At 49.1% G+C, this 18,470-nt stretch carries 22 protein-coding genes; 21 read left to right on the top strand and 1 reads right to left on the bottom strand.

The features are described 5' to 3' along the window. The coding region (locus tag C1I60_RS21085) for an ABC transporter permease (protein ID WP_252361817.1) at positions 1-845 on the top strand (845 nt) is incomplete at its 5' end. Positions 846-1,102: 257 nt separating this feature from the next. Beyond that, positions 1,103-1,375, top strand: a complete 273-nt coding sequence (locus C1I60_RS21080; RefSeq protein WP_137063469.1) for an HU family DNA-binding protein — start codon at positions 1,103-1,105, stop codon at positions 1,373-1,375. A 70-nt stretch (positions 1,376-1,445) separates the two neighbouring features. On the opposite strand, the gene C1I60_RS24600 is transcribed toward C1I60_RS21080, so the two are convergent. Beyond that, a complete protein-coding gene (locus C1I60_RS24600; protein WP_170970864.1) occupies positions 1,446-1,619 on the bottom strand; it encodes a hypothetical protein in 174 nt (57 codons plus the stop codon). A 156-nt stretch (positions 1,620-1,775) separates the two neighbouring features. Here C1I60_RS24600 and mtrB point away from each other — a divergent pair, with 156 nt between their 5' ends. The 19 genes from mtrB to trpA all read left to right on the top strand — a co-directional run bounded on the left by mtrB (position 1,776) and on the right by trpA (position 18,421). Then, complete coding sequence (mtrB, locus tag C1I60_RS21075) at positions 1,776-2,006, top strand: trp RNA-binding attenuation protein MtrB (protein ID WP_137063468.1); 231 nt, start codon at positions 1,776-1,778, stop codon at positions 2,004-2,006. Between the two features lie 97 nt (positions 2,007-2,103). After that, complete coding sequence (locus tag C1I60_RS21070; protein ID WP_137063467.1) at positions 2,104-2,655, top strand: hypothetical protein; 552 nt, start codon at positions 2,104-2,106, stop codon at positions 2,653-2,655. A gap of 116 nt (positions 2,656-2,771) precedes the next feature. Then, a complete protein-coding gene (locus C1I60_RS21065) occupies positions 2,772-3,641 on the top strand; it encodes a heptaprenyl diphosphate synthase component 1 (protein ID WP_137063466.1) in 870 nt (289 codons plus the stop codon). A 9-nt stretch (positions 3,642-3,650) separates the two neighbouring features. Further along, positions 3,651-4,379: a demethylmenaquinone methyltransferase gene (locus C1I60_RS21060; RefSeq protein ID WP_137063465.1), complete on the top strand. Its 729-nt coding sequence runs from the start codon at positions 3,651-3,653 to the stop codon at positions 4,377-4,379. Beyond that, entirely contained in the window at positions 4,372-5,247 is an 876-nt protein-coding gene (locus tag C1I60_RS21055; protein WP_137063464.1) for a UbiA-like polyprenyltransferase, read from the top strand. The genes C1I60_RS21060 and C1I60_RS21055 overlap by 8 nt, the downstream gene beginning before the upstream one ends. Next, positions 5,244-5,906 (top strand): UbiX family flavin prenyltransferase, encoded by a 663-nt coding sequence (locus C1I60_RS21050; protein ID WP_137063463.1) that lies wholly within the window; start codon positions 5,244-5,246, stop codon positions 5,904-5,906. Before C1I60_RS21055 ends, C1I60_RS21050 begins: the two co-directional genes overlap by 4 nt. Further along, positions 5,863-6,729: a menaquinone biosynthesis protein gene (locus C1I60_RS21045; protein WP_137063462.1), complete on the top strand. Its 867-nt coding sequence runs from the start codon at positions 5,863-5,865 to the stop codon at positions 6,727-6,729. Before C1I60_RS21050 ends, C1I60_RS21045 begins: the two co-directional genes overlap by 44 nt. Beyond that, on the top strand, positions 6,726-7,700 hold the full coding sequence (locus C1I60_RS21040) for a polyprenyl synthetase family protein (RefSeq protein WP_137063461.1): 975 nt from the start codon (positions 6,726-6,728) through the stop codon (positions 7,698-7,700). Before C1I60_RS21045 ends, C1I60_RS21040 begins: the two co-directional genes overlap by 4 nt. A gap of 110 nt (positions 7,701-7,810) precedes the next feature. Beyond that, the gene (gene ndk, locus C1I60_RS21035; RefSeq protein WP_025682239.1) at positions 7,811-8,254 is read left to right on the top strand and encodes a nucleoside-diphosphate kinase; all 444 of its coding nucleotides are present in this window, start codon (positions 7,811-7,813) and stop codon (positions 8,252-8,254) included. 30 nt (positions 8,255-8,284) lie between these two features. Continuing rightward, a complete protein-coding gene (locus C1I60_RS21030) occupies positions 8,285-9,085 on the top strand; it encodes a CheR family methyltransferase (RefSeq protein ID WP_137063875.1) in 801 nt (266 codons plus the stop codon). A gap of 226 nt (positions 9,086-9,311) precedes the next feature. Then, complete coding sequence (gene aroC / locus C1I60_RS21025; RefSeq protein ID WP_137063460.1) at positions 9,312-10,481, top strand: chorismate synthase; 1,170 nt, start codon at positions 9,312-9,314, stop codon at positions 10,479-10,481. Position 10,482: 1 nt separating this feature from the next. Continuing rightward, positions 10,483-11,577: a 3-dehydroquinate synthase gene (gene aroB / locus C1I60_RS21020; RefSeq protein ID WP_137063874.1), complete on the top strand. Its 1,095-nt coding sequence runs from the start codon at positions 10,483-10,485 to the stop codon at positions 11,575-11,577. A gap of 2 nt (positions 11,578-11,579) precedes the next feature. Next, positions 11,580-11,954: a chorismate mutase gene (aroH, locus tag C1I60_RS21015; RefSeq protein ID WP_044646769.1), complete on the top strand. Its 375-nt coding sequence runs from the start codon at positions 11,580-11,582 to the stop codon at positions 11,952-11,954. 372 nt (positions 11,955-12,326) lie between these two features. Further along, positions 12,327-13,877 (top strand): anthranilate synthase component I, encoded by a 1,551-nt coding sequence (trpE, locus tag C1I60_RS21010; RefSeq protein ID WP_137063459.1) that lies wholly within the window; start codon positions 12,327-12,329, stop codon positions 13,875-13,877. A gap of 34 nt (positions 13,878-13,911) precedes the next feature. Continuing rightward, the gene (gene trpD / locus C1I60_RS21005; RefSeq protein WP_137063458.1) at positions 13,912-14,958 is read left to right on the top strand and encodes an anthranilate phosphoribosyltransferase; all 1,047 of its coding nucleotides are present in this window, start codon (positions 13,912-13,914) and stop codon (positions 14,956-14,958) included. Further along, entirely contained in the window at positions 14,948-15,742 is a 795-nt protein-coding gene (gene trpC / locus C1I60_RS21000) for an indole-3-glycerol phosphate synthase TrpC (RefSeq protein WP_137063457.1), read from the top strand. Before trpD ends, trpC begins: the two co-directional genes overlap by 11 nt. Then, the gene (locus C1I60_RS20995; protein ID WP_137063456.1) at positions 15,739-16,425 is read left to right on the top strand and encodes a phosphoribosylanthranilate isomerase; all 687 of its coding nucleotides are present in this window, start codon (positions 15,739-15,741) and stop codon (positions 16,423-16,425) included. The genes trpC and C1I60_RS20995 overlap by 4 nt, the downstream gene beginning before the upstream one ends. Then, positions 16,422-17,618, top strand: coding sequence for a tryptophan synthase subunit beta (gene trpB, locus C1I60_RS20990; RefSeq protein WP_137063455.1), 1,197 nt, complete (start codon positions 16,422-16,424; stop codon positions 17,616-17,618). The genes C1I60_RS20995 and trpB overlap by 4 nt, the downstream gene beginning before the upstream one ends. Continuing rightward, entirely contained in the window at positions 17,615-18,421 is an 807-nt protein-coding gene (gene trpA / locus C1I60_RS20985; RefSeq protein WP_137063454.1) for a tryptophan synthase subunit alpha, read from the top strand. The genes trpB and trpA overlap by 4 nt, the downstream gene beginning before the upstream one ends. Positions 18,422-18,470: the final 49 nt, after the last annotated feature.

Raw genomic sequence — 18,470 nt, 5'->3', positions numbered from 1 at the left:
TGACTTTCGTCGCAATTGGTGTGACGTTGTCTCTCATCGTGGACGGTTTTGATCTTTCGGTGGGAGCTACGGTGTCTCTGACCACTATTGTTTCAGCTTCGTTGATGGTCTGGTATGAACAGCCTGTTGCGGTGGTCATTATTGTATCTTTGGTTGTTGGTGCGGTGGTGGGACTATTCAACTCATTGTTGATCGTTAAGCTTCGTATTCCCGATTTGCTGGCAACCCTTGCGATGATGTATATTGTAAGCGGGATTCATAAAACGTACGCTCAAGGCTACACCATCTATAATCATATGCAGTTTCCTGATGGCAGCAAGGCGCCAGGGGAAATATCTTCTGCTTTTCTTATTTTGGGACAAGGCAAATGGCTAGGCATCCCGATTTCGGTTATTTTGCTGCTGCTAGCGGTAGCGGCAGTGCATATTTTCTTAACCTACACAAAGCATGGGCGTCAAATGTATGTGACCGGAGGAAATGAGGAAGCAGCTCGTCTGTCAGGCATACGGATAAAAAAAGTTCGCACACTGGCTTACGTCGCTTCAGGCGTATTTGCGGCCATTGCTGGTATTTTGTATGCCTCGCGAGTAGGATCAGGCCAAATTGATGCAGGTTCTCCCTTGCTAATGGAGGCGGTAGCCGCCGTTTTTGTAGGATTTTCGGTCTTTGGAGCGGGTAAACCGAATGTCATTGGTACGTTTATTGGTGCCGTTTTGATCGGGGTATTAGTGAACGGTCTGACGATGATGAATGTGCAGTATTTTGCTCATGATATTGTCAAAGGAATTGTACTGGTGCTCGCGCTGGCCGTCACTTTTTATGTGCTAAACCGTCGTCGTACTTGAAATTGTCTGTGGACTGTATTACTATAAACCTTGTTCCACGCAAGAAGGGTGCCATAAAACGCCAGTTTCGGCGATATTGTCTCTATATTGCGGAGGTTAGGTATATTCTATGTATATTTAACGGCGAAACGGAAACAGATGATAACATTATGGAAGGCATATGCCGCCCGGGTTATTTTATACAGGCGACTTCATATCGGTTGTACAACACCGATAACCTTAATGCTGGACTACACTTGAACTGGGAGGTGAATATTATGAATAAAACCGATTTGATCAATCAGGTTTCCGAAAGCACTGAATTGTCCAAAAAAGACGTGACTAAAGCCGTTGACGCTGTATTCGAAGCGATCTCCGGAGCGCTGCAAAGCGGAGACAAGGTGCAACTGGTAGGCTTCGGGAACTTTGAGGTTCGTGAACGTTCTGCACGTAAAGGACGTAACCCGCAAACAGGAGAAGAAATCGAAATCCCTGCGAGCAAAATTCCGGCATTTAAACCGGGGAAAGCGCTCAAGGACGGAATTAAATAAGATTTCTTACATATTCCCATTGCGCTGAAAAGACCGTGAATTTGATTCACGGCCTTTTCTTTTTGTTATGTTATTCCGTAGCAGATGTAATGCGGGATGAAGCAGAGGAAGTGATTCTGTCGTTGCATGAAGCATAGGCGATCAGCACCAGCGGTTCACCCGCCAGCTCGGTAAATTCATGCTCAAGCTGTTGAAGCCGCTCTACTTGGGCAGGACTCAGATTAGCGGGACGATAGTTTTTCATCCGATTCGCTCCTTTCGTTAGCAGATGGGCTGCACGGATAGTATGGCTCGGAACGCGGTAACTGTTGCAGTTAGCACCGAAAGCATGTGGTTGACAAAACAAGCTTGAATCTCCATCATAAAAAGTATAGCTTCGGCTCTCAGGGGGGAAATGGATATGGAAGATAACGTGAAGGGTAGCAGTGAGTACGTTGTGATTAAAGCAAAAAGCAACGGATGTCAGGTTTTTGGTCTGACAAGAGGTCAGGATACACGCCTGCATCATTCAGAAAAATTGGACAAGGGTGAGGTGCTGATCGTCCAATTTACCGATCATACCTCTGCGATTAAAATTCGCGGCAAGGCTGTTGTGATGACCAAACACGGAGTCATGGATACGGAGGACTAAAATGCAGGCATAGCCTGCTTTTTTTTGTTGTACAATGAGAGTGAGGACCTTTACCGTAGCAAACCCATAACAGGGTAGGGGTCAGGGGAGGCTCTGAATGAAACCTTGGATTGTGCTAAGCGGCTCGATTCTCATAACCACTGCGGCTGCTATACTGCTGCCATCCTTACAGGCGCTGGATTCTGGAACCGCTGCTGTTCGTGAGACACAGGCGACGGTATCTTCGCAGCAGCGGGTGCTGCTGACCGATGACAATCTGGTGGATACGCTGAATGAGCTTCCTTTGACGACACCGATTGCCCGCGTAAGCTGGGAAAATTCGGTCCTGACCCTGGATGTAAAGCTGTCCAAGGAAGAAACCGCTCCGCTTGAAATCTATCAAAATATGGCGGAGATTGCCGCCTTTAGTTTTTATGGAACGACGAATGTACGGCAATTACTGCTTCGGGTAGTGACCCAGGATGAATGGTCAGGAGAACGTCACTTGTTGCTGGCATCCGATATACGCCGGAACGAGTGGACGAGTGAAACGCTGGATCAGCTGAGAAGCAGGGAAGGCGCGGACTTGCCGGAGGAGCTGAAAACCCGCTTCCGTATTACGGTAACTCCAATGTGGCAAAGCAGGTTTAACGGTGTATACACAGATTAGGTATTTCTGTTGTTGGACCTACAGTACTTTAGTCGCTAATCATTTTAAATTGTGATATAATATAAGGCATTGCAATTATTTGAGTACACCAGAAAGTCATGGCTCGGAGGCTTAGGATGAAACTGTATCGCGTACCCCAATTAGCAAGGAAATATGTGGAATATGACATGATTCAACAACATACGGAAATGCCAGCTTTTCCTGACAGCCGTACCCGTCTGTTGTTTATGTTTTTGAACCGGAATGCGCAGGAGCTGCATGCAAGCGAGGATGAACTGTACGCACTGGTTACCTCACTCGTGCAGATGGGGCTGGATACGCATGATATGATTGATACTCTGTCGGGAACACGGAGCTCGGAGGAAATGCGTTCCAGACAGCTGAAAGTGTTAGCCGGGGACTATTTTAGCAGCCGCTTTTATCAGTTGCTTGCATTGGCAGGCAGCATTACGGCCATTTCGAAGCTGAGTGATGCTGTATGTGAAGTAAATGCGGGGAAAATGAGTCTGTACTGGGAAATGAAGCATTTTCGTCTGAACGCGGCACAGTATTTAACTCAGATGGTTCGTTTTAAAAAGGAGCTTTTTTTATCCTTTACTTCACTTGTGGCAGAACAGGATCGGGAAGTTTGGGAACAGCTTCTCAACGAATTTGCGCTCTGTGATACACTGGCAGAGGAATGGGACAAGCGTGCAGTACCGGATAAGTCCCGATTCGGATATATGTTCTGGCATGTTTATGGTAATGGTGACCCAAATGAACGGGAACTATTGTCAGAGAACAGTCCAGACGCTGATGCATGGCGAGAGCTTATTCTGAAGTACAAAGCCGAGGCCACAATACTGGACAAGCTCCGCATAGCTGTTACACACATCCGGCAGATCCTGTCAGATGATCGAAATACGGGGATTGAGGGATTCGAACGCATGCTGGAGCCTTTCCTGAAGCTGCTGAATAGTCCACACCCGGTTGTGAGGGAAGGTTAGGTGAACGTCATGGGATCAAGTGACACCAAGCCGAAAGAGCAATTCGTTCATGGCGTGTTTGAAAGCATTGCAGGTAAATACGACTTGATGAACGATATACTGAGCTTTCGCAGACATAAGGCTTGGCGTAAATTTACGATGAAAAAAATGAACATGGACCACGGGGATACGGCAATCGATCTTTGCTGTGGTACGTGTGACTGGACGCTCGCGATGGCGCGTGCAAGTGAAAGTGGTCACATCGTAGGGCTGGATTTTAGCCAGAACATGCTAAATGTAGGCGAGCGCAAGATTGCGTCGGAAGCTCGTGAAAACCAGATCAAGCTTGTTCGGGGCAACGCGATGGAGCTGCCTTTTGAAGACAATTCTTTTGACTACGCAACAATTGGCTTTGGTCTGCGCAATGTGCCTGATCTGCGCCGCGTGTTGCAGGAAATGCAGCGGGTCGTCAAACCGGGCGGGCAGGTTGTATGTCTGGAGCTGTCCAAGCCTACATGGCAGCCGTTCAAGGGAATTTACTACGCATATTTTCAACACATCTTGCCCATGCTCGGCAAATTGTTCGCCAAACGTTATGAGCAATACAAATGGCTCCCTGATTCGTTGGCGCTTTTTCCGGGAAGGGATGAGCTGTCAGGCATCTTCCGCGAAGTCGGATTAAAGGATGTACAGGCTCATTCACTTACTGGAGGCATTGCGGCATTGCATATTGGAATCAAGGAGAGTCAGCATGTTTAAGAAAATTGCTATTTTTTTGGAAATGATTAAAATTGAACATACGTTATTTGCGCTCCCATTTGCATTTATGGGGGCTGTATTGGGGTCAGTTGTTGTGATGGACACGCTTCCTTCGTGGTCGCAGATCGGATGGATCTTGCTGGCTATGGTTGGCGCACGTAGCGCGGCTTTCGGCTTCAATCGCATGATCGACCGTGTTATAGATGCGAAAAATCCACGTACGGCAGGACGTGCCATCCCGGCGGGGCTGCTCAAGTCGAGCGAAGTGGTCATTTTCATCATCGTCAGTCTGGTGCTGTTGTTCTGGGCATCATTCAAGCTAAGTCCGCTGGCGTTCAAGCTGTTCCCGCTGGCCTTTTTTATGCTCGTTTTTTACTCTTACACCAAGCGTTTTACCTGGCTGTGCCACTTCGTACTGGGTCTGACCATTGGATTGGCGCCGCTGGGCGCGTGGGTTGCAGTGACGGGGCAAATAGATTTAACTGCAATCGTGTTATATCTCACGATTGCATTTTGGACGGCTGGATTTGATATTATTTATGCTTGTCAGGATATTGATTTTGACCAGAATGAGGGCGTTTATTCCATTCCTGCCCGTTTTGGTGTAGCAGGTGCGCTCAACATCGCCCGGGCATTCCATGTCATTACGGCGATTGGATTTATTGTTCTATTCTTTATTACAGATTTAAGCTGGTGGTATCTGGCGGGCATGATTATTTCGTACATCATCTTATTCTATGAGCACTATATCGTATCTCCGAAGGACCTGAGTCGTGTGCAGACGGCGTTCTTTACGATGAACGGTGTACTAAGCATGGTCGTATTTGCATTTACACTGGTTGATTTGGTGGTGCGTCAATACTTATGAATCATAATCAGGTGAGCAACCATCAAGGCAAACGAATCGTTATTGGCATTACAGGCGCGAGCGGAAGCATTTATGGGGTACGACTGATAGAGACACTGCTTGATTTGCAATATACAGTTCACCTGATTGTTTCCAACGCCGGCTGGCGGGTACTGAAAGAGGAATTAGGCTGGAACGTGACTGACCGGGAGGGGGCGCTGAATGACAAATTCGGAAGCCGTCCCGGTTCTCTTGTATACCATCCATTCACGGATATTGGCGCCTCAATTGCGAGCGGCTCCTATCTGGTGGATGCGATGGTTATCATGCCTTGCTCAATGGGTACGTTGTCCGCAGTGGCGCACGGCTCGTCCGATAATCTCATGGCGCGTGCAGCAGACGTGATGATGAAGGAAGGCCGACCGCTCATTCTGGTGCCTCGTGAGACGCCGCTGCATGCCATTCATTTGGAAAATATGCTTAAGCTTGCAAGGCTTGGGGTCAAAATGATTCCTGCTATGCCGGCTTTTTACTTTCATCCGAAGACGCTGGATGATATGGTGTTGTTCCTCGTAGGCAAAGTATTGGACAGCTTGCGTATTGAACATCAACTGTTTACGAGATGGGGGGACTCCGATGCCGACACCGGACACCAAGACAATCACAATCGGAAAAATTAAATATACAAATGCTTGGCCCATTTTTCATTATTTTAATCCTTCACAGCTTCTCCATCCGGCGGAGCTGGTTTCTAGAGTCCCGGCTGAATTGAACCGAAGCATGCTGAAAGGAGATTTGGACATCAGCGCGATGTCCTCCTTTGCTTATGCATCCGGTGCCGAGGATATGCTGCTGTTGCCGGATCTGTCTGTCAGCGCAGACGGTCCAGTGCAATCCATTTTGCTGTTCTCACGCAAGCCGTTGGATGAAATTAAAAACGGAACGATTGCGTTGACGAATACGTCTGCAACATCCGTGAATTTGTTGAAAATTTTGATGCAGAAGGCGTGGGAAGGACAACCTTCCTATTTCGACTGCGAGCCGGATTTGGACCTGATGCTAGAGCAGGCGGATGCGGGGCTGTTGATTGGAGATCATGCGATCAAGGCATCCTGGCTGCGTGATGGTCTGTACGTTACGGACCTCGGAGAAGAGTGGAAACGCTGGACGGGTTACAGTATGACTTTTGCCGTATGGGCAGTACGCCGTGCTTTTGCTGCACAGAATCCTGATGCGGTAACTGAAGTAGCGAATGCATTTCGTGCAAGCAAGCAGTGCAGCCTGTCTGATCTGACGTCTGTTATTTCTGAAGCCTGCAAGGAAATTGGAGGCCTGCGGGATTATTGGGAGCGCTACTTTACTAATCTGTGTTATGATTTTGGAGAGAAGGAACAAAAGGGTTTAGAGCTATATTTTCAGTATGCGCATGAACTGGGGCTGCTTGACCGACGAGTGAAGCCGCTTCTCTGGAGTGACAATACGCTGACACGGGTGAAAGAATGAAACGATTGGATTTGTTCGGTTTGTTGAAAAAGGATATGAACTTTATAGAAGAAGAGCTGTACCGAAGCATAGACAGCACGGAGCCGTTGATTAATGATACGTCGCTTCATCTGCTCAAAGCGGGAGGCAAGCGTTTGCGGCCGGTATTTGTACTGCTGGGAGGCAAATTTGGGGAATACGATCTGGACAAGCTCAAACGCATAGCGGTACCGCTGGAACTGATTCATTCTGCTTCCCTCGTTCATGATGATGTGATTGACGATGCGGAGATGAGGCGCGGTCAGCCAACCGTGAAGTCCAAATGGGACAATCGGGTGGCCATGTACACCGGAGATTACATATATGCGCGTGCACTTTCGATAGTCGCAGGACTGCCGAATCCGGACATTCATCGGGTGCTGTCCAAGGCGCTGGTGCAAATGTCCATCGGTGAAATGGAACAAATCCGAGACTTTTTTAATGTGGATCAGAGTGTGCGTAATTATTTGCTTCGCATACGACGTAAAACGGCATTGTTGATTGCGGTCAGCTGCCAATTGGGAGCTATGGCTGCGGATGCGGGGGAAAGAGTAAATTCTCTCTTGTATTCCTACGGCTACAATGTGGGTATGGCTTTTCAAATTCAGGATGATTTGCTCGATCTGTGTGGCACGGAAAAAAAGATTGGCAAGCCGCCGGGCAGTGATATGAGGCAGGGGAATATTACGCTTCCGGTTATTTATGCGCTTGGACAGCCTGAGCTGCGTGACGATCTATTGGCTGAAATCGGTCGTATTCAGGCTGGGGACGGGCAGGGAGATGCTCGCAAAGCGGTGGATATGATTAAAAAAAGTGAAGGAATCGCTAAAGCGGAAATTCTCGCCGACCGATATATTAAAAAAGCGCTACACGCGCTGGACTTACTGCCAGATGTCAAAACGAAAAAGACGCTGCTCGATATTGCTCATTTTGTGACCCGTCGCTCCTACTAAAGTTGTGTTTTGGGTTTGTTGTGACAAAATACTTTAACCGTTTCCAAGCTTTCTGTTACAATACAGTTTAGTACTGTATAAATACATTAGATTGGATTGGGAGTGAGCCGATGGATCGTACGTTTTTGATGGTTAAACCGGATGGAGTACAACGTGGACTAATTGGACGTATTATTAGTCGTCTGGAAGACAAGGGCTTCAAAATGACGGCTGGTAAGCTTGTACAGGTATCTAGAGAACAGGCGGAACGGCATTATGCGGAGCATGTGGGCAAGCCCTTTTTTGAAGAGCTTGTAGGCTTTATCACTTCTGGACCTGTATTCGCCATGGTGTGGGAAGGGGATAACATCGTTACCCTGTCCCGCCTGCTAATTGGTAAAACACAAGTGACAGAGGCTCTTCCTGGCACGATTCGGGGGGACTTTGCTGCACATACACCGTTTAACCTCATTCACGGTTCAGATTCACCGGAGAGCGCGGAGCGCGAGATTGCGAATTTTTTCACGCCGGAGGAAAGCGTTCGGTATGAAAAAAGTGTGGCGACCTGGGTGTAAGTTTAATTTCGAATGAAGAAGGATGGTAGCATGACGGATATGGAACTGGGTCAGACGGACCCCGATTACACAGCGTTTATCCGCAAAATCAAGGACAGCACAGGTATTGATCTTGCACAATACAAGGAAGCACAGATGAAAAGGCGGTTAACGACGCTTCGCAACAAAAACGGGTTTCCCAGTTTTGTTTCTTTTTATGATGCCATGATGAAAGAAAAGCCTTTGTTCTATGAATTTCTGGATCGGATGACGATCAATGTTTCAGAGTTTTGGCGTAATCCCAATCGGTGGGAAGTGTTGCGGGATACGATTTTGCCACAGCTACTTACAGGTAAGCAGAAGCTCAAGCTGTGGAGTGCGGCTTGCTCGACTGGCGAGGAGCCGTACAGCTTGGCTATGGTGCTGGATGGCAAGGGGATTTTGGGTAATTGCTCCATTACAGCTTCTGACATTGATGACGGCGCACTGGCTAAAGCCAAGGAAGGCAGATATTTGGAGCGCTCGCTCAAGGATGTGCCTGAACAGGTAGCCAGTAAGTATTTCAAGCCGGATGGTGCGATGTATCGAATTGATGACCGTTTGAAGCAGGCTGTGAAATTTCAAAAGCAAAATTTGCTTCTGGATCGGTTTGAGGACGGCTATGATCTCATTATTTGCCGTAATGTCATGATTTATTTTACGGAAGAGGCCAAGCATAAGCTGTACCAGAAGTTTGCAGCCAGCCTTCGTGCTGGCGGTGTGCTGTTTGTTGGCAGTACAGAGCAAATTTTTTCTCCAAACCAATATGGTCTGGAATCAACGGAAACCTTTTTTTATCGTAAAAAAGCATAAGCCTGGACATATAGTCCATTGTTTTGTAGCCAGTTGTGCCTAACAACGAGTACGTTGGCTGTTGGCTTATCAGAAAAACACGTCCCTTGGCTTTGACCAAAGGACGTGTTTTTCTTTATCTGAACACCGTGGCTTTTCTTGTCAAAGAAAGGTGCGTATACTATAATGAAGCACAGTTAGAGATTTTAGCGATGCACAGTTTAACAGTTTAAAGGGGGAACGCGTCATGAGTTTACGTTACTTAACCGCGGGGGAAACGCATGGTCCCCAGCTTACTGCGATTGTAGAGGGCATGCCGAGTAATTTAAAATTGGATTTTGAAGAATTGAATTTTCAGCTACACCGTCGTCAGAAGGGGTATGGACGGGGTCGACGTATGCAGATTGAAAAGGATACGGCCAACATTGCCGGAGGCGTTCGTCACGGGTATACCACAGGTGCGCCGATTGCCCTGATTGTGGAAAACAACGATTGGAAGCATTGGCAGAACATTATGAATATTGAGCCCATTGAAGGCAGCGACGAGGAAAAGCGCCGGGTTCACCGTCCGCGTCCGGGTCATGCAGATCTGAACGGCGGACTGAAATACAATCTGAAGGATCTGCGCAACGTGCTGGAACGTTCTAGTGCCCGTGAAACGGCGATTCGTGTTGCATGCGGCGGTTTGGCCCGTCAATTGCTGGCAGAGTTCGGAATCAAGGTGGCTGGGCAGGTTATCCGCATTGGAGAAATCGAGGCACCTTACCGCGAGTTGCCGATTGACGAGCTGATCGCCGTGACAGAAGCCTCTTCGGTGAGAGTAACCGATCCGGAGACGGAAAAGAAAATGGAAGCCTACATTGACCTTATCAAGCAAGAAGGCGATTCGGTTGGCGGCGTAGTGGAATGTATCGTGGAAGGTGTTCCAATCGGTCTAGGCAGCCATGTACAGTATGATCGCAAGCTGGATGCACGCATTGCTCAAGGAGTCATGTCCATTAATGCGTTTAAAGGTGTGGAAATCGGTATTGGCTTTGAAGCAGGAGAACTGCGTGGTTCGCAGGTACATGATGAGATTTTGCATGATGATGAACGTGGATATCACCGCCGTTCCAATCGTTTGGGCGGTTTCGAGGGCGGTATGACAAACGGAATGCCTGTCGTGGTTCGTGGCGTGATGAAGCCGATCCCGACGCTGTACAAGCCGTTACAAAGCGTGGATATTGATACGAAGGAAGCGTTCACCGCTCAGGTTGAGCGTTCGGATGCATGTGCCGTACCAGCAGCAAGTGTGGTTATGGAGCATGTTGTAGCCTGGGAGATTGCCAAGGCTTTGCTTGAAAAATTCGGCGGGGATTCGATTGAAGAAATCCGTGCGAATATTGCATCCTATGAAGAACAACTGGGACGGTACTAAGATGAGTACGCTGACGGTACAGCTTGGGGAGCGATCCTATCCCATTCATATCGGACGTGGACTGTTACATCGGGCTGGAGAGCTTTTGAAGGAACGAGAAATTGCGCAAAAAAGTCCATTGTTGATTGTTTCTGACGAACATACAGCGACATTTTACTTGGCGACACTGGAGAGTAATCTTCAGGAATCGGGCTACAAGACGGTATCCTTTGTCGTCAAGCCGGGTGAAAAGTCCAAATCGCTTGCTGTGTATGAGCAGGTGATTACAGCAGCTATCGAGGGCGGTTTGGACCGCAATTCAGCCGTTATCGCACTTGGTGGTGGTGTAGTGGGCGATTTGGCAGGATTTGTAGCAGCTTCTTTTATGAGAGGCGTCAAGTTCGTACAGATTCCAACTACAATCCTTGCGCATGACAGTAGCGTGGGAGGCAAGGTCGGCATCAATCATCCTTTGGCAAAAAATATGATTGGGGCCTTCCATCAACCGGAATTGGTATTGTATGACGTGGATACGTTGTCTACATTGCCTCCGCGTGAGGTATCTGCCGGGCTGGCTGAAATGATCAAGCATGGCTTGATCTGGGATGCTGATTTTGCCCAGTGGTGCCGCGATCATGCGGCTGATTTGCTGGCTTTGGACGCGGTAGCCCTGGAGTATGGGCTGGAGAAGGGCTGTTCTGTGAAAGCCGAAGTGGTGTCGCGCGATGAACGTGAAAACGATTTACGCGCTATTCTAAACCTCGGACACACCATTGGTCATGCGATAGAGGCGATTGCGGGGTATGGAGAGTTTTTACACGGGGAAGCGATTTCTATTGGTATGGTCGGCTCTGCACTTCTGGGTGTGAAGCTGGGGGCAGATCCTTCTTTGGTTACAGAAACGAGGGATATGCTGGCTTCGCTTCGTTTACCGACTTCTCTTCCCGCTCATCTTGAAACAGATCGTCTGCTGGATGCGATGATGCATGACAAAAAGTTTAAGGAAGGCAGTATTACTTTTGTCGTCCCACGCAGCATCGGGCGTGTGGAGGTAGTGAAGGATATTTCCGTCTCTTACATCCGACAAGTAATTGAACAGCTAAAAGAGGAGGCGTAACGATGTACAATCGTGGAATTCGTGGGGCGACAACCGTAGCGAACAATGAAGAAAACGAAATTTTGGAAGCCACATGCCTGCTATTAGAGGAAATTGTGTCCTACAATGGAATTCAGCCGGAGGATATTAGCAACGTATGGATTACGGTGACCCATGATCTGAATGCTACTTTCCCGGCAAAGGCGATCCGCCAGCTTGACGGCTGGGATATGGTTCCGCTTATGTGTTCGTTAGAAATTCCCGTAGAGGGCAGCTTGCCGAAATGCATCCGTTTGATGGTACAGGTGAATACGGTTAAAACACAGCGAGAAATCAAACATGTATATTTGAACGGAGCGCAGGCACTGAGACCGGATTTGGCATCCCAAGGGAAGTAATCGCCTGTTTTTAAAGTTGATGGTTGCCAAAGTAACATCGTATGAGATATAGTGTGTGTAGCAGAGTTGAGTAGAGTTAGCCAGAGCTGAGATGAGAAGAGTGCAGTTGAGCCAATTCCATATGATTGATTACAGAGACCGGCGGTAGCGGGTAAGCTTTTGTCCACGGAGAATCTTCCTAGGCGAAGAGGCTTATTTGAAGTAACCCAGGTTATACAAAGGGATGAGTGTATACTTTGTATATTTGTTGTAGTCATTTTGCATATGGTAGCATTCTTATAATTTCAATAACTGACAGCCTCTACCTTCCGGTGGAGGCTTTTTATATTCTCTCCTTTGGGTTCTGCGCCAATTTGGAAAGGAAGTGATCTCATGTTAACGCCGCATGTGGAGCAAGTGATAACGATGGCGAATGAATTTAACCTGATTCCTGTGTACAAAAAAGTGCTGGCCGATATGGAGACGCCGATTCGGATTTTCCGTCGGTACGCTGAGCGGGACCGGGCCTTTCTGCTGGAGAGTGTAGAAGGAGGCGAGCAGTGGGCGCGACATTCATTCATCGGAACGGACCCGTTCCTAATGGTTTCCGGCAAAAAAGGCCGTTTGATCCTGGAGCAGCATGGTAAGCGACAAATATTAAACGACAAGCCGCTTGAAGCGCTCAAGGCGTTGCTTCGAAAGTACCGTAGCCCGAAGCTGAAAGAAATGCCTCCATTTACAGGCGGGGCTATCGGATTTTTTGGATATGATCTGCTGCAGTACTATGAAAAACTGCCAGAGCATGCAGTAGATGATTTGAATATGGATGATATTCGTTTTATGTTCTGCGATCAAGTTATCGTTTTTGATCATGTGAAGCAGCAAATTTTGCTGGTGGGCAATGTTCATGTAGGAGAAGGCTTCAACGATGAGGACATCCGTGCTGCTTATGCCGAGGTGGAGCGCAAGCTGGAGGCGACAGCGCAGTACCTGCGTAAGCAGACACCTCCAGAGACGATGGGAGCAGCCTCTATTCCTGACGATGTGGAGTTGGGTGAGATTCAGTCGAATGTAACGAAGGAGCAGTTTATTTCAAACGTGGAGCAGGCGAAGGAATATATTCGCTCAGGTGATATTTTTCAGGTCGTGCTGTCCCAGCGCTTTCACATTGACACAGATGCATCTCCTTTACAGGTATACCGCGTGTTGCGCACGATGAACCCGTCTCCTTATATGTATTATTTGAAAATGGATGACGAGATCATCGTGGGCACTTCGCCGGAGGCACTCGTCAAGGTGGAAAACGGTCAGGTGGAAACCCGCCCTATTGCCGGAACGAGGCCTCGTGGAGTGACAGAAGCAGAAGATATAGCGCTCGCTGAAGAGCTGCTGAAGGATGAAAAAGAACGTGCCGAGCATCTGATGCTGGTTGATTTGGGAAGAAATGATCTGGGACGTGTATCTCAGTTCGGTACGGTCAAATGCGATACGTTTATGGAAATTGAACGCTATTCCCACGTGATGCACATTGTATCCAATGTATCGGGTGAGCTACGGGAGGATAAAGATTTCTTCGATGCTTTCCTGTCCTGCTTGCCAGCTGGTACAGTATCAGGGGCTCCGAAGCTGCGGGCGATGGAGATTATTGCCGAGCTGGAGCGGGAAGCGCGTGGGCCTTATGCAGGAGCCATCGGATACCTGGGCTTCTCGGGCAATATGGATGCTTGTATCACGATTCGTACGATTGTGTTTAAAAAGAACCGGGCTTATGTTCAGGCGGGTGCAGGGATTGTGTGGGACTCGGTTCCGGAAAGCGAGTATCAGGAAACGGTGAACAAGGCCAAGGCGATGCTGAAAGCGATCCGCACGGCTGAAGCGATGTTCCCGGCGACGGTACAGCCATACAACAGCGTCATCAACCAGGATTATTTGTACACTCCGTAACATACAAAAATCTGATTTTGAGGAGGAGACGACGATGGAACGACATGACATGATGCAAGTGGGGTTAAGCCGGGTCATTGAGGGACAGCATCTTTCACGTACGGAGGCCCGCAGCGTGATGGAACAGATTATGAGTGGGAGTGCCACGCAGGCGCAAATTGGCGGGTTGCTGACGGCTCTGCGCATTAAGGGGGAGACGGTGGATGAAATCACCGGATTTGCCGAAGCTATGCGCAGCTATGCCAGTCCGGTGCAAACCGGAGAAGGTGATACCCATTTGCTTGACACATGCGGAACCGGGGGTTCGGGTATTCACAAGTTTAATATTTCCACGATATCCGCTATTATTGCGGCTTCGGTGTCTGTACGGGTAGCGAAGCATGGCAATCGCTCTGCAAGTGGACGTGCCGGAAGCGCCGATGTGCTGGAGGCCCTAGGGGTCAATATCCATTTGACGAGTGATCAGGCGCGGTCATGTCTGGATCGTATCGGCATCTGCTTTTTATTTGCGCAGTTGTACCATCCGTCTATGAAGCATGCTGCCGCTCCACGTCGGGAGCTTGGAGTACGAACGGTGTTTAACATGCTCGGTCCCTTGACGAATCCGGCAGGTGCGGATCGGCAGTTGTTGGGCATTTATGACGCGGGAAAAACGGAAGTGATCGCTGAGGTGCTGAATCGACTCGGCTCCAAGCGGGCCATGGTCGTCAGCAGTCTGGACGGATTGGATGAAATCAGCATTTCGGCACCGACACGGGTATCTGAGCTAAAGGATGGTCAGGTTCATACGTTTGAACTTAACCCGTCGGATCTGGGTTTACAGACGCACCGTCTCGATGAAGTGCTGGGTGGAGACGCGCAGGTTAACGCCGACATTATCGGTCGGATTTTGAACGGGGAGCGCGGAGCTTATCGGGATGTCGTGTTAGCGAATGCCGGCGCGTGCATCTATGTATCGGGCGCAGCAGCTACCTTAACAGACGGAGTAGCACGGGCAGCGGAAGCGATTGACTCGGGGCTGGCCCTGTCCAAGCTGGATCAATTAATTCAGGCAACGGGGGAATATCAATATGTATCTTGATCGAATTGTAGTGACGAAGCGACAGGAAGTAGAGCAGCTTAAGGAGCATTTTCAAATTAGTGAAGCCGAACGATTGGTTGCCAATTTACCTGCGACGAGAGGATTCGAGGATGCTATAGCTTTGCGCCGCAACCGCCCGCTCGGACTGATTGCCGAAGTGAAGAAGGCTTCGCCCTCCAAAGGGTTGATCCGGCCGGATTTTCATCCGGTGGACATTGCACGAGCATATGAGGAAGCTGGAGCCGATTGCATTTCTGTCCTGACGGATGTGACGTATTTTCAGGGGAGTCCTGAATATTTGCACCAAATTCGTGAACAGGTAAAGATTCCGTTACTGCGCAAGGATTTTATCATTGATGAACGGCAAATTTATGAAGCTCGTCTGCTGGGAGCGGATGCGGTGCTATTGATTGCGGCTATACTGGAGCCACGTGTTTTGGGGTCTTTTTTACAGATTGCCAAAGAATTGGGCCTGGACGCATTGGTAGAGGTGCATGACAGTGAGGAGCTTAAAGCTGTACTGGATCTGGGGACAGCAACCTTGATTGGTGTGAACAATCGAAATCTGCGGACATTTGAGACCCGTCTCCAGACGACAGAGGAGCTGATCTCACTGATTCCTAAAGGGGTCACGTTTATCAGCGAAAGCGGCATTGCCGGACCCGAAGATGTGAAGTATTTACATTCAGTAGGCGCACACGGCATCCTGGTAGGAGAGCATCTGATGCGCAAGGATGATGTAGGACAGGCTGTAGTCGATTTGATGGACGGGGTTAGAGCATGAATAAAACGGGCGTAAAAATTTGTGGACTTCAAAGCGTTGAAGTGCTAAAATCTATGGTAAACTTACCGATCGATTATATAGGTTTTGTGTTTGCCGACAGCAAGCGCCGGATTGACGGCGCGCAGGCTGGAGAGCTGCTTCGCGTATTGGATGAATGGACCCCAGGCAGCAGACCGCGCAGCGTGGGCGTATTTGTGAACCCTGATGATGCACTGTTAAATGATGTCATGGAGAAAGCACCATTAGATGTCATTCAACTGCACGGGCAGGAGAGTCCGCAGCGCTGCCGGGAGATCAGGGAGCGTTTTGGCGTACAGGTATTCAAGGCATGGTCTGTGGATCGTAAAGGGCAGACGGTGAAGGGCCAGACAGAACGCCCGACGGACGAATTGGATGCCTATGCCGGGACGATTGACGCTTTATTGCTGGATACATATGATCCCCTGTATGGTGGCGGTTCCGGCAAAACGTTTGCGTGGGATCGGATTCCTGCCTATCAGACCTGGACCCAACAACATGGAATTCCTTTGTTTGTAGCCGGCGGGCTGACTGCCGATAATGCGGAAAAGTTGGTTACCGAGTATCATCCCGAAGGGCTGGATGTGTCCAGCGGTGTAGAAACGGATGGAGTCAAGGACATTGCAAAAATCACGGCATTCGTAGAAAGGGTGAAGCAGGCATGACACAATTACCTGATAACAACGGACGTTTTGGAACATTTGGCGGACGTTTTGTACCGGAAACGTTGATGAACGCACTGATTGAATTGGAGGAATCCTACCGGAAGTATGCGGATGATCCTGATTTTAACGCAGAGCTGAACGGACTGCTAAAGGATTATTCGGGCCGGGAAACGCCTCTCTATTATGCAGAGCGTCTGAGTCAGCACTTGGGCAAGGCTAAAATTTACTTGAAACGTGAAGACCTGAACCATACCGGAGCCCACAAAATTAATAATGCGCTGGCGCAGGGACTGCTGGCGAAGCGTATGGGTAAGCAGAAGGTCATTGCAGAAACAGGCGCAGGTCAGCATGGTGTTGCAACGGCGACCGTCGCGGCATTGCTCGGACTAGAGTGTAAGGTGTTCATGGGAGAAGAGGATACCGTACGTCAGCAGCTAAATGTATTCCGTATGCAACTGTTGGGTGCAGAGGTCATTCCGGTTACATCGGGCACACGTACACTCAAGGATGCCGGGAATGAAGCTCTGCGGTATTGGGTGAGCCATGTCCATGATACGTTCTATATTTTGGGCTCGGCGGTCGGACCACATCCGTATCCAATGATGGTGCGCAACTTCCAGCGTGTCATTGGCGACGAAACCCGCCGTCAAATTCTCGAAAAAGAAGGCAGGCTTCCAGATGTCGTAGTAGCGGCGATCGGTGGCGGAAGTAATGCTATCGGTATGTTCTATCCATTTATCGAGGATCACGAGGTTGCTTTGCTTGGCGTCGAGGCGGCTGGAAAAGGCGTGGAAACGGAATTTCATGCAGCAACGATGAGCAAGGGAACGCAAGGTGTCTTCCAAGGCTCTATGAGTTATCTGCTTCAGGATGAATACGGACAGGTACAGCCTGCGCATTCCATCTCGGCGGGATTGGACTATCCGGGGGTTGGGCCGGAGCATTCGTATTTGAAGGATATCGAGCGGGCCAAGTATGTTCCGATTACCGATCAGGAAGCGCTGGATGCTCTCCAATTGTTATGCCGCACGGAAGGTATTCTTCCGGCATTGGAGTCGGCACATGCAGTCGCGCAGGTCATTAAACTGGCACCTACCTTGACGGCGGATGATATTATTGTTATCTGTTTATCGGGTCGCGGTGACAAAGATGTGGACTCCATTATTAAGCATTTGGGAGGAAATCCGTCATGAATTTAATTGATCAGGTGTTTGGACGCCTCAAAAATGAAGGCAAAACGGCATTAATTCCTTTCTTGACGGTAGGCGATCCGGATGTGGACACGACGGTAGAAATCATTCGGCAACTGGAGTCGGCCGGAGCTGATATATTAGAGCTGGGCGTTCCATATTCGGACCCGCTGGCTGACGGACCTGTCATTCAGCGTGCGTCTGAGCGTGCGTTGAAACGGCAGATCTCGATCCGCACGTGTATGGAGACGGCTTCTCTGGCCCGGGCGGCGGGATCAAGCCTGCCTTTTATTTTGTTCACATATTATAATCCTGTGTTGCAAATGGGCATGGACGCTTTCTTCGCAGGCTTGCAGAAGCATGGCATCAGCGGCCTGATTATTCCCGATCTTCCGCTTGAGGAAGCAGAAGAGCTGGGAGGACGGGCAGCAGAGGTTGGTGTGCATCTGATTCCGTTGGTGGCTCCAACTTCTGAACAGCGGATTGAACGAATTGTTCGTCAAGCGCGCGGGTTTGTATACTGCGTATCCTCCCTTGGGGTGACCGGGGAAAGAGCTTCCTTTTTTGAGGGCATAGAGGGCTTCATCGCGCAGGTCAAGCGGCATACGGATATTCCGGTAGCGGTTGGGTTCGGTATCTCTACTAGGGAACAGGTAACCCGTTTTTCAGATATCTGTGATGGAGTTGTCGTCGGAAGTGCCATTGTGCGTCAGGTGGAGGAAGCAATCCCGCTGCTGGACGATTCTGCCCGCAGAGAAGAGGGACTTTTGCAAATTCATAATTTTGTGGCACAATTAAAGCAGTAACTGGCGTCAATATAGAAAGAAGCAAATGTAGTTTTGAATGGAATAGAGG

It is taken from the genome of Paenibacillus terrae (assembly GCF_005217525.1).
GTDB classification, from domain to species: domain Bacteria; phylum Bacillota; class Bacilli; order Paenibacillales; family Paenibacillaceae; genus Paenibacillus; species Paenibacillus terrae_C.
This window is presented reverse-complemented; position numbering and strand designations above follow the sequence as displayed.

Bases quoted from the DNA above. Each gene is read 5' to 3' on its own strand.
- C1I60_RS21030 (WP_137063875.1), top strand. From the start codon at position 8,285: ATGACGGATATGGAACTGGGTCAGACGGACCCCGATTACACAGCGTTT.
- aroC (WP_137063460.1), top strand. From the start codon at position 9,312: ATGAGTTTACGTTACTTAACCGCGGGGGAAACGCATGGTCCCCAGCTT.
- C1I60_RS21060 (WP_137063465.1), top strand. From the start codon at position 3,651: ATGGGATCAAGTGACACCAAGCCGAAAGAGCAATTCGTTCATGGCGTG.
- ndk (WP_025682239.1), top strand. From the start codon at position 7,811: ATGGATCGTACGTTTTTGATGGTTAAACCGGATGGAGTACAACGTGGA.
- C1I60_RS21080 (WP_137063469.1), top strand. From the start codon at position 1,103: ATGAATAAAACCGATTTGATCAATCAGGTTTCCGAAAGCACTGAATTG.
- C1I60_RS24600 (WP_170970864.1), bottom strand. From the start codon at position 1,619: ATGAAAAACTATCGTCCCGCTAATCTGAGTCCTGCCCAAGTAGAGCGG.
- trpA (WP_137063454.1), top strand. From the start codon at position 17,615: ATGAATTTAATTGATCAGGTGTTTGGACGCCTCAAAAATGAAGGCAAA.
- aroH (WP_044646769.1), top strand. From the start codon at position 11,580: ATGTACAATCGTGGAATTCGTGGGGCGACAACCGTAGCGAACAATGAA.
- trpE (WP_137063459.1), top strand. From the start codon at position 12,327: ATGTTAACGCCGCATGTGGAGCAAGTGATAACGATGGCGAATGAATTT.
- trpC (WP_137063457.1), top strand. From the start codon at position 14,948: ATGTATCTTGATCGAATTGTAGTGACGAAGCGACAGGAAGTAGAGCAG.
- C1I60_RS21065 (WP_137063466.1), top strand. From the start codon at position 2,772: ATGAAACTGTATCGCGTACCCCAATTAGCAAGGAAATATGTGGAATAT.
- C1I60_RS21055 (WP_137063464.1), top strand. From the start codon at position 4,372: ATGTTTAAGAAAATTGCTATTTTTTTGGAAATGATTAAAATTGAACAT.
- mtrB (WP_137063468.1), top strand. From the start codon at position 1,776: ATGGAAGATAACGTGAAGGGTAGCAGTGAGTACGTTGTGATTAAAGCA.
- C1I60_RS21045 (WP_137063462.1), top strand. From the start codon at position 5,863: ATGCCGACACCGGACACCAAGACAATCACAATCGGAAAAATTAAATAT.
- C1I60_RS21050 (WP_137063463.1), top strand. From the start codon at position 5,244: ATGAATCATAATCAGGTGAGCAACCATCAAGGCAAACGAATCGTTATT.
- trpD (WP_137063458.1), top strand. From the start codon at position 13,912: ATGGAACGACATGACATGATGCAAGTGGGGTTAAGCCGGGTCATTGAG.
- trpB (WP_137063455.1), top strand. From the start codon at position 16,422: ATGACACAATTACCTGATAACAACGGACGTTTTGGAACATTTGGCGGA.
- C1I60_RS21040 (WP_137063461.1), top strand. From the start codon at position 6,726: ATGAAACGATTGGATTTGTTCGGTTTGTTGAAAAAGGATATGAACTTT.
- aroB (WP_137063874.1), top strand. From the start codon at position 10,483: ATGAGTACGCTGACGGTACAGCTTGGGGAGCGATCCTATCCCATTCAT.
- C1I60_RS20995 (WP_137063456.1), top strand. From the start codon at position 15,739: ATGAATAAAACGGGCGTAAAAATTTGTGGACTTCAAAGCGTTGAAGTG.
- C1I60_RS21070 (WP_137063467.1), top strand. From the start codon at position 2,104: ATGAAACCTTGGATTGTGCTAAGCGGCTCGATTCTCATAACCACTGCG.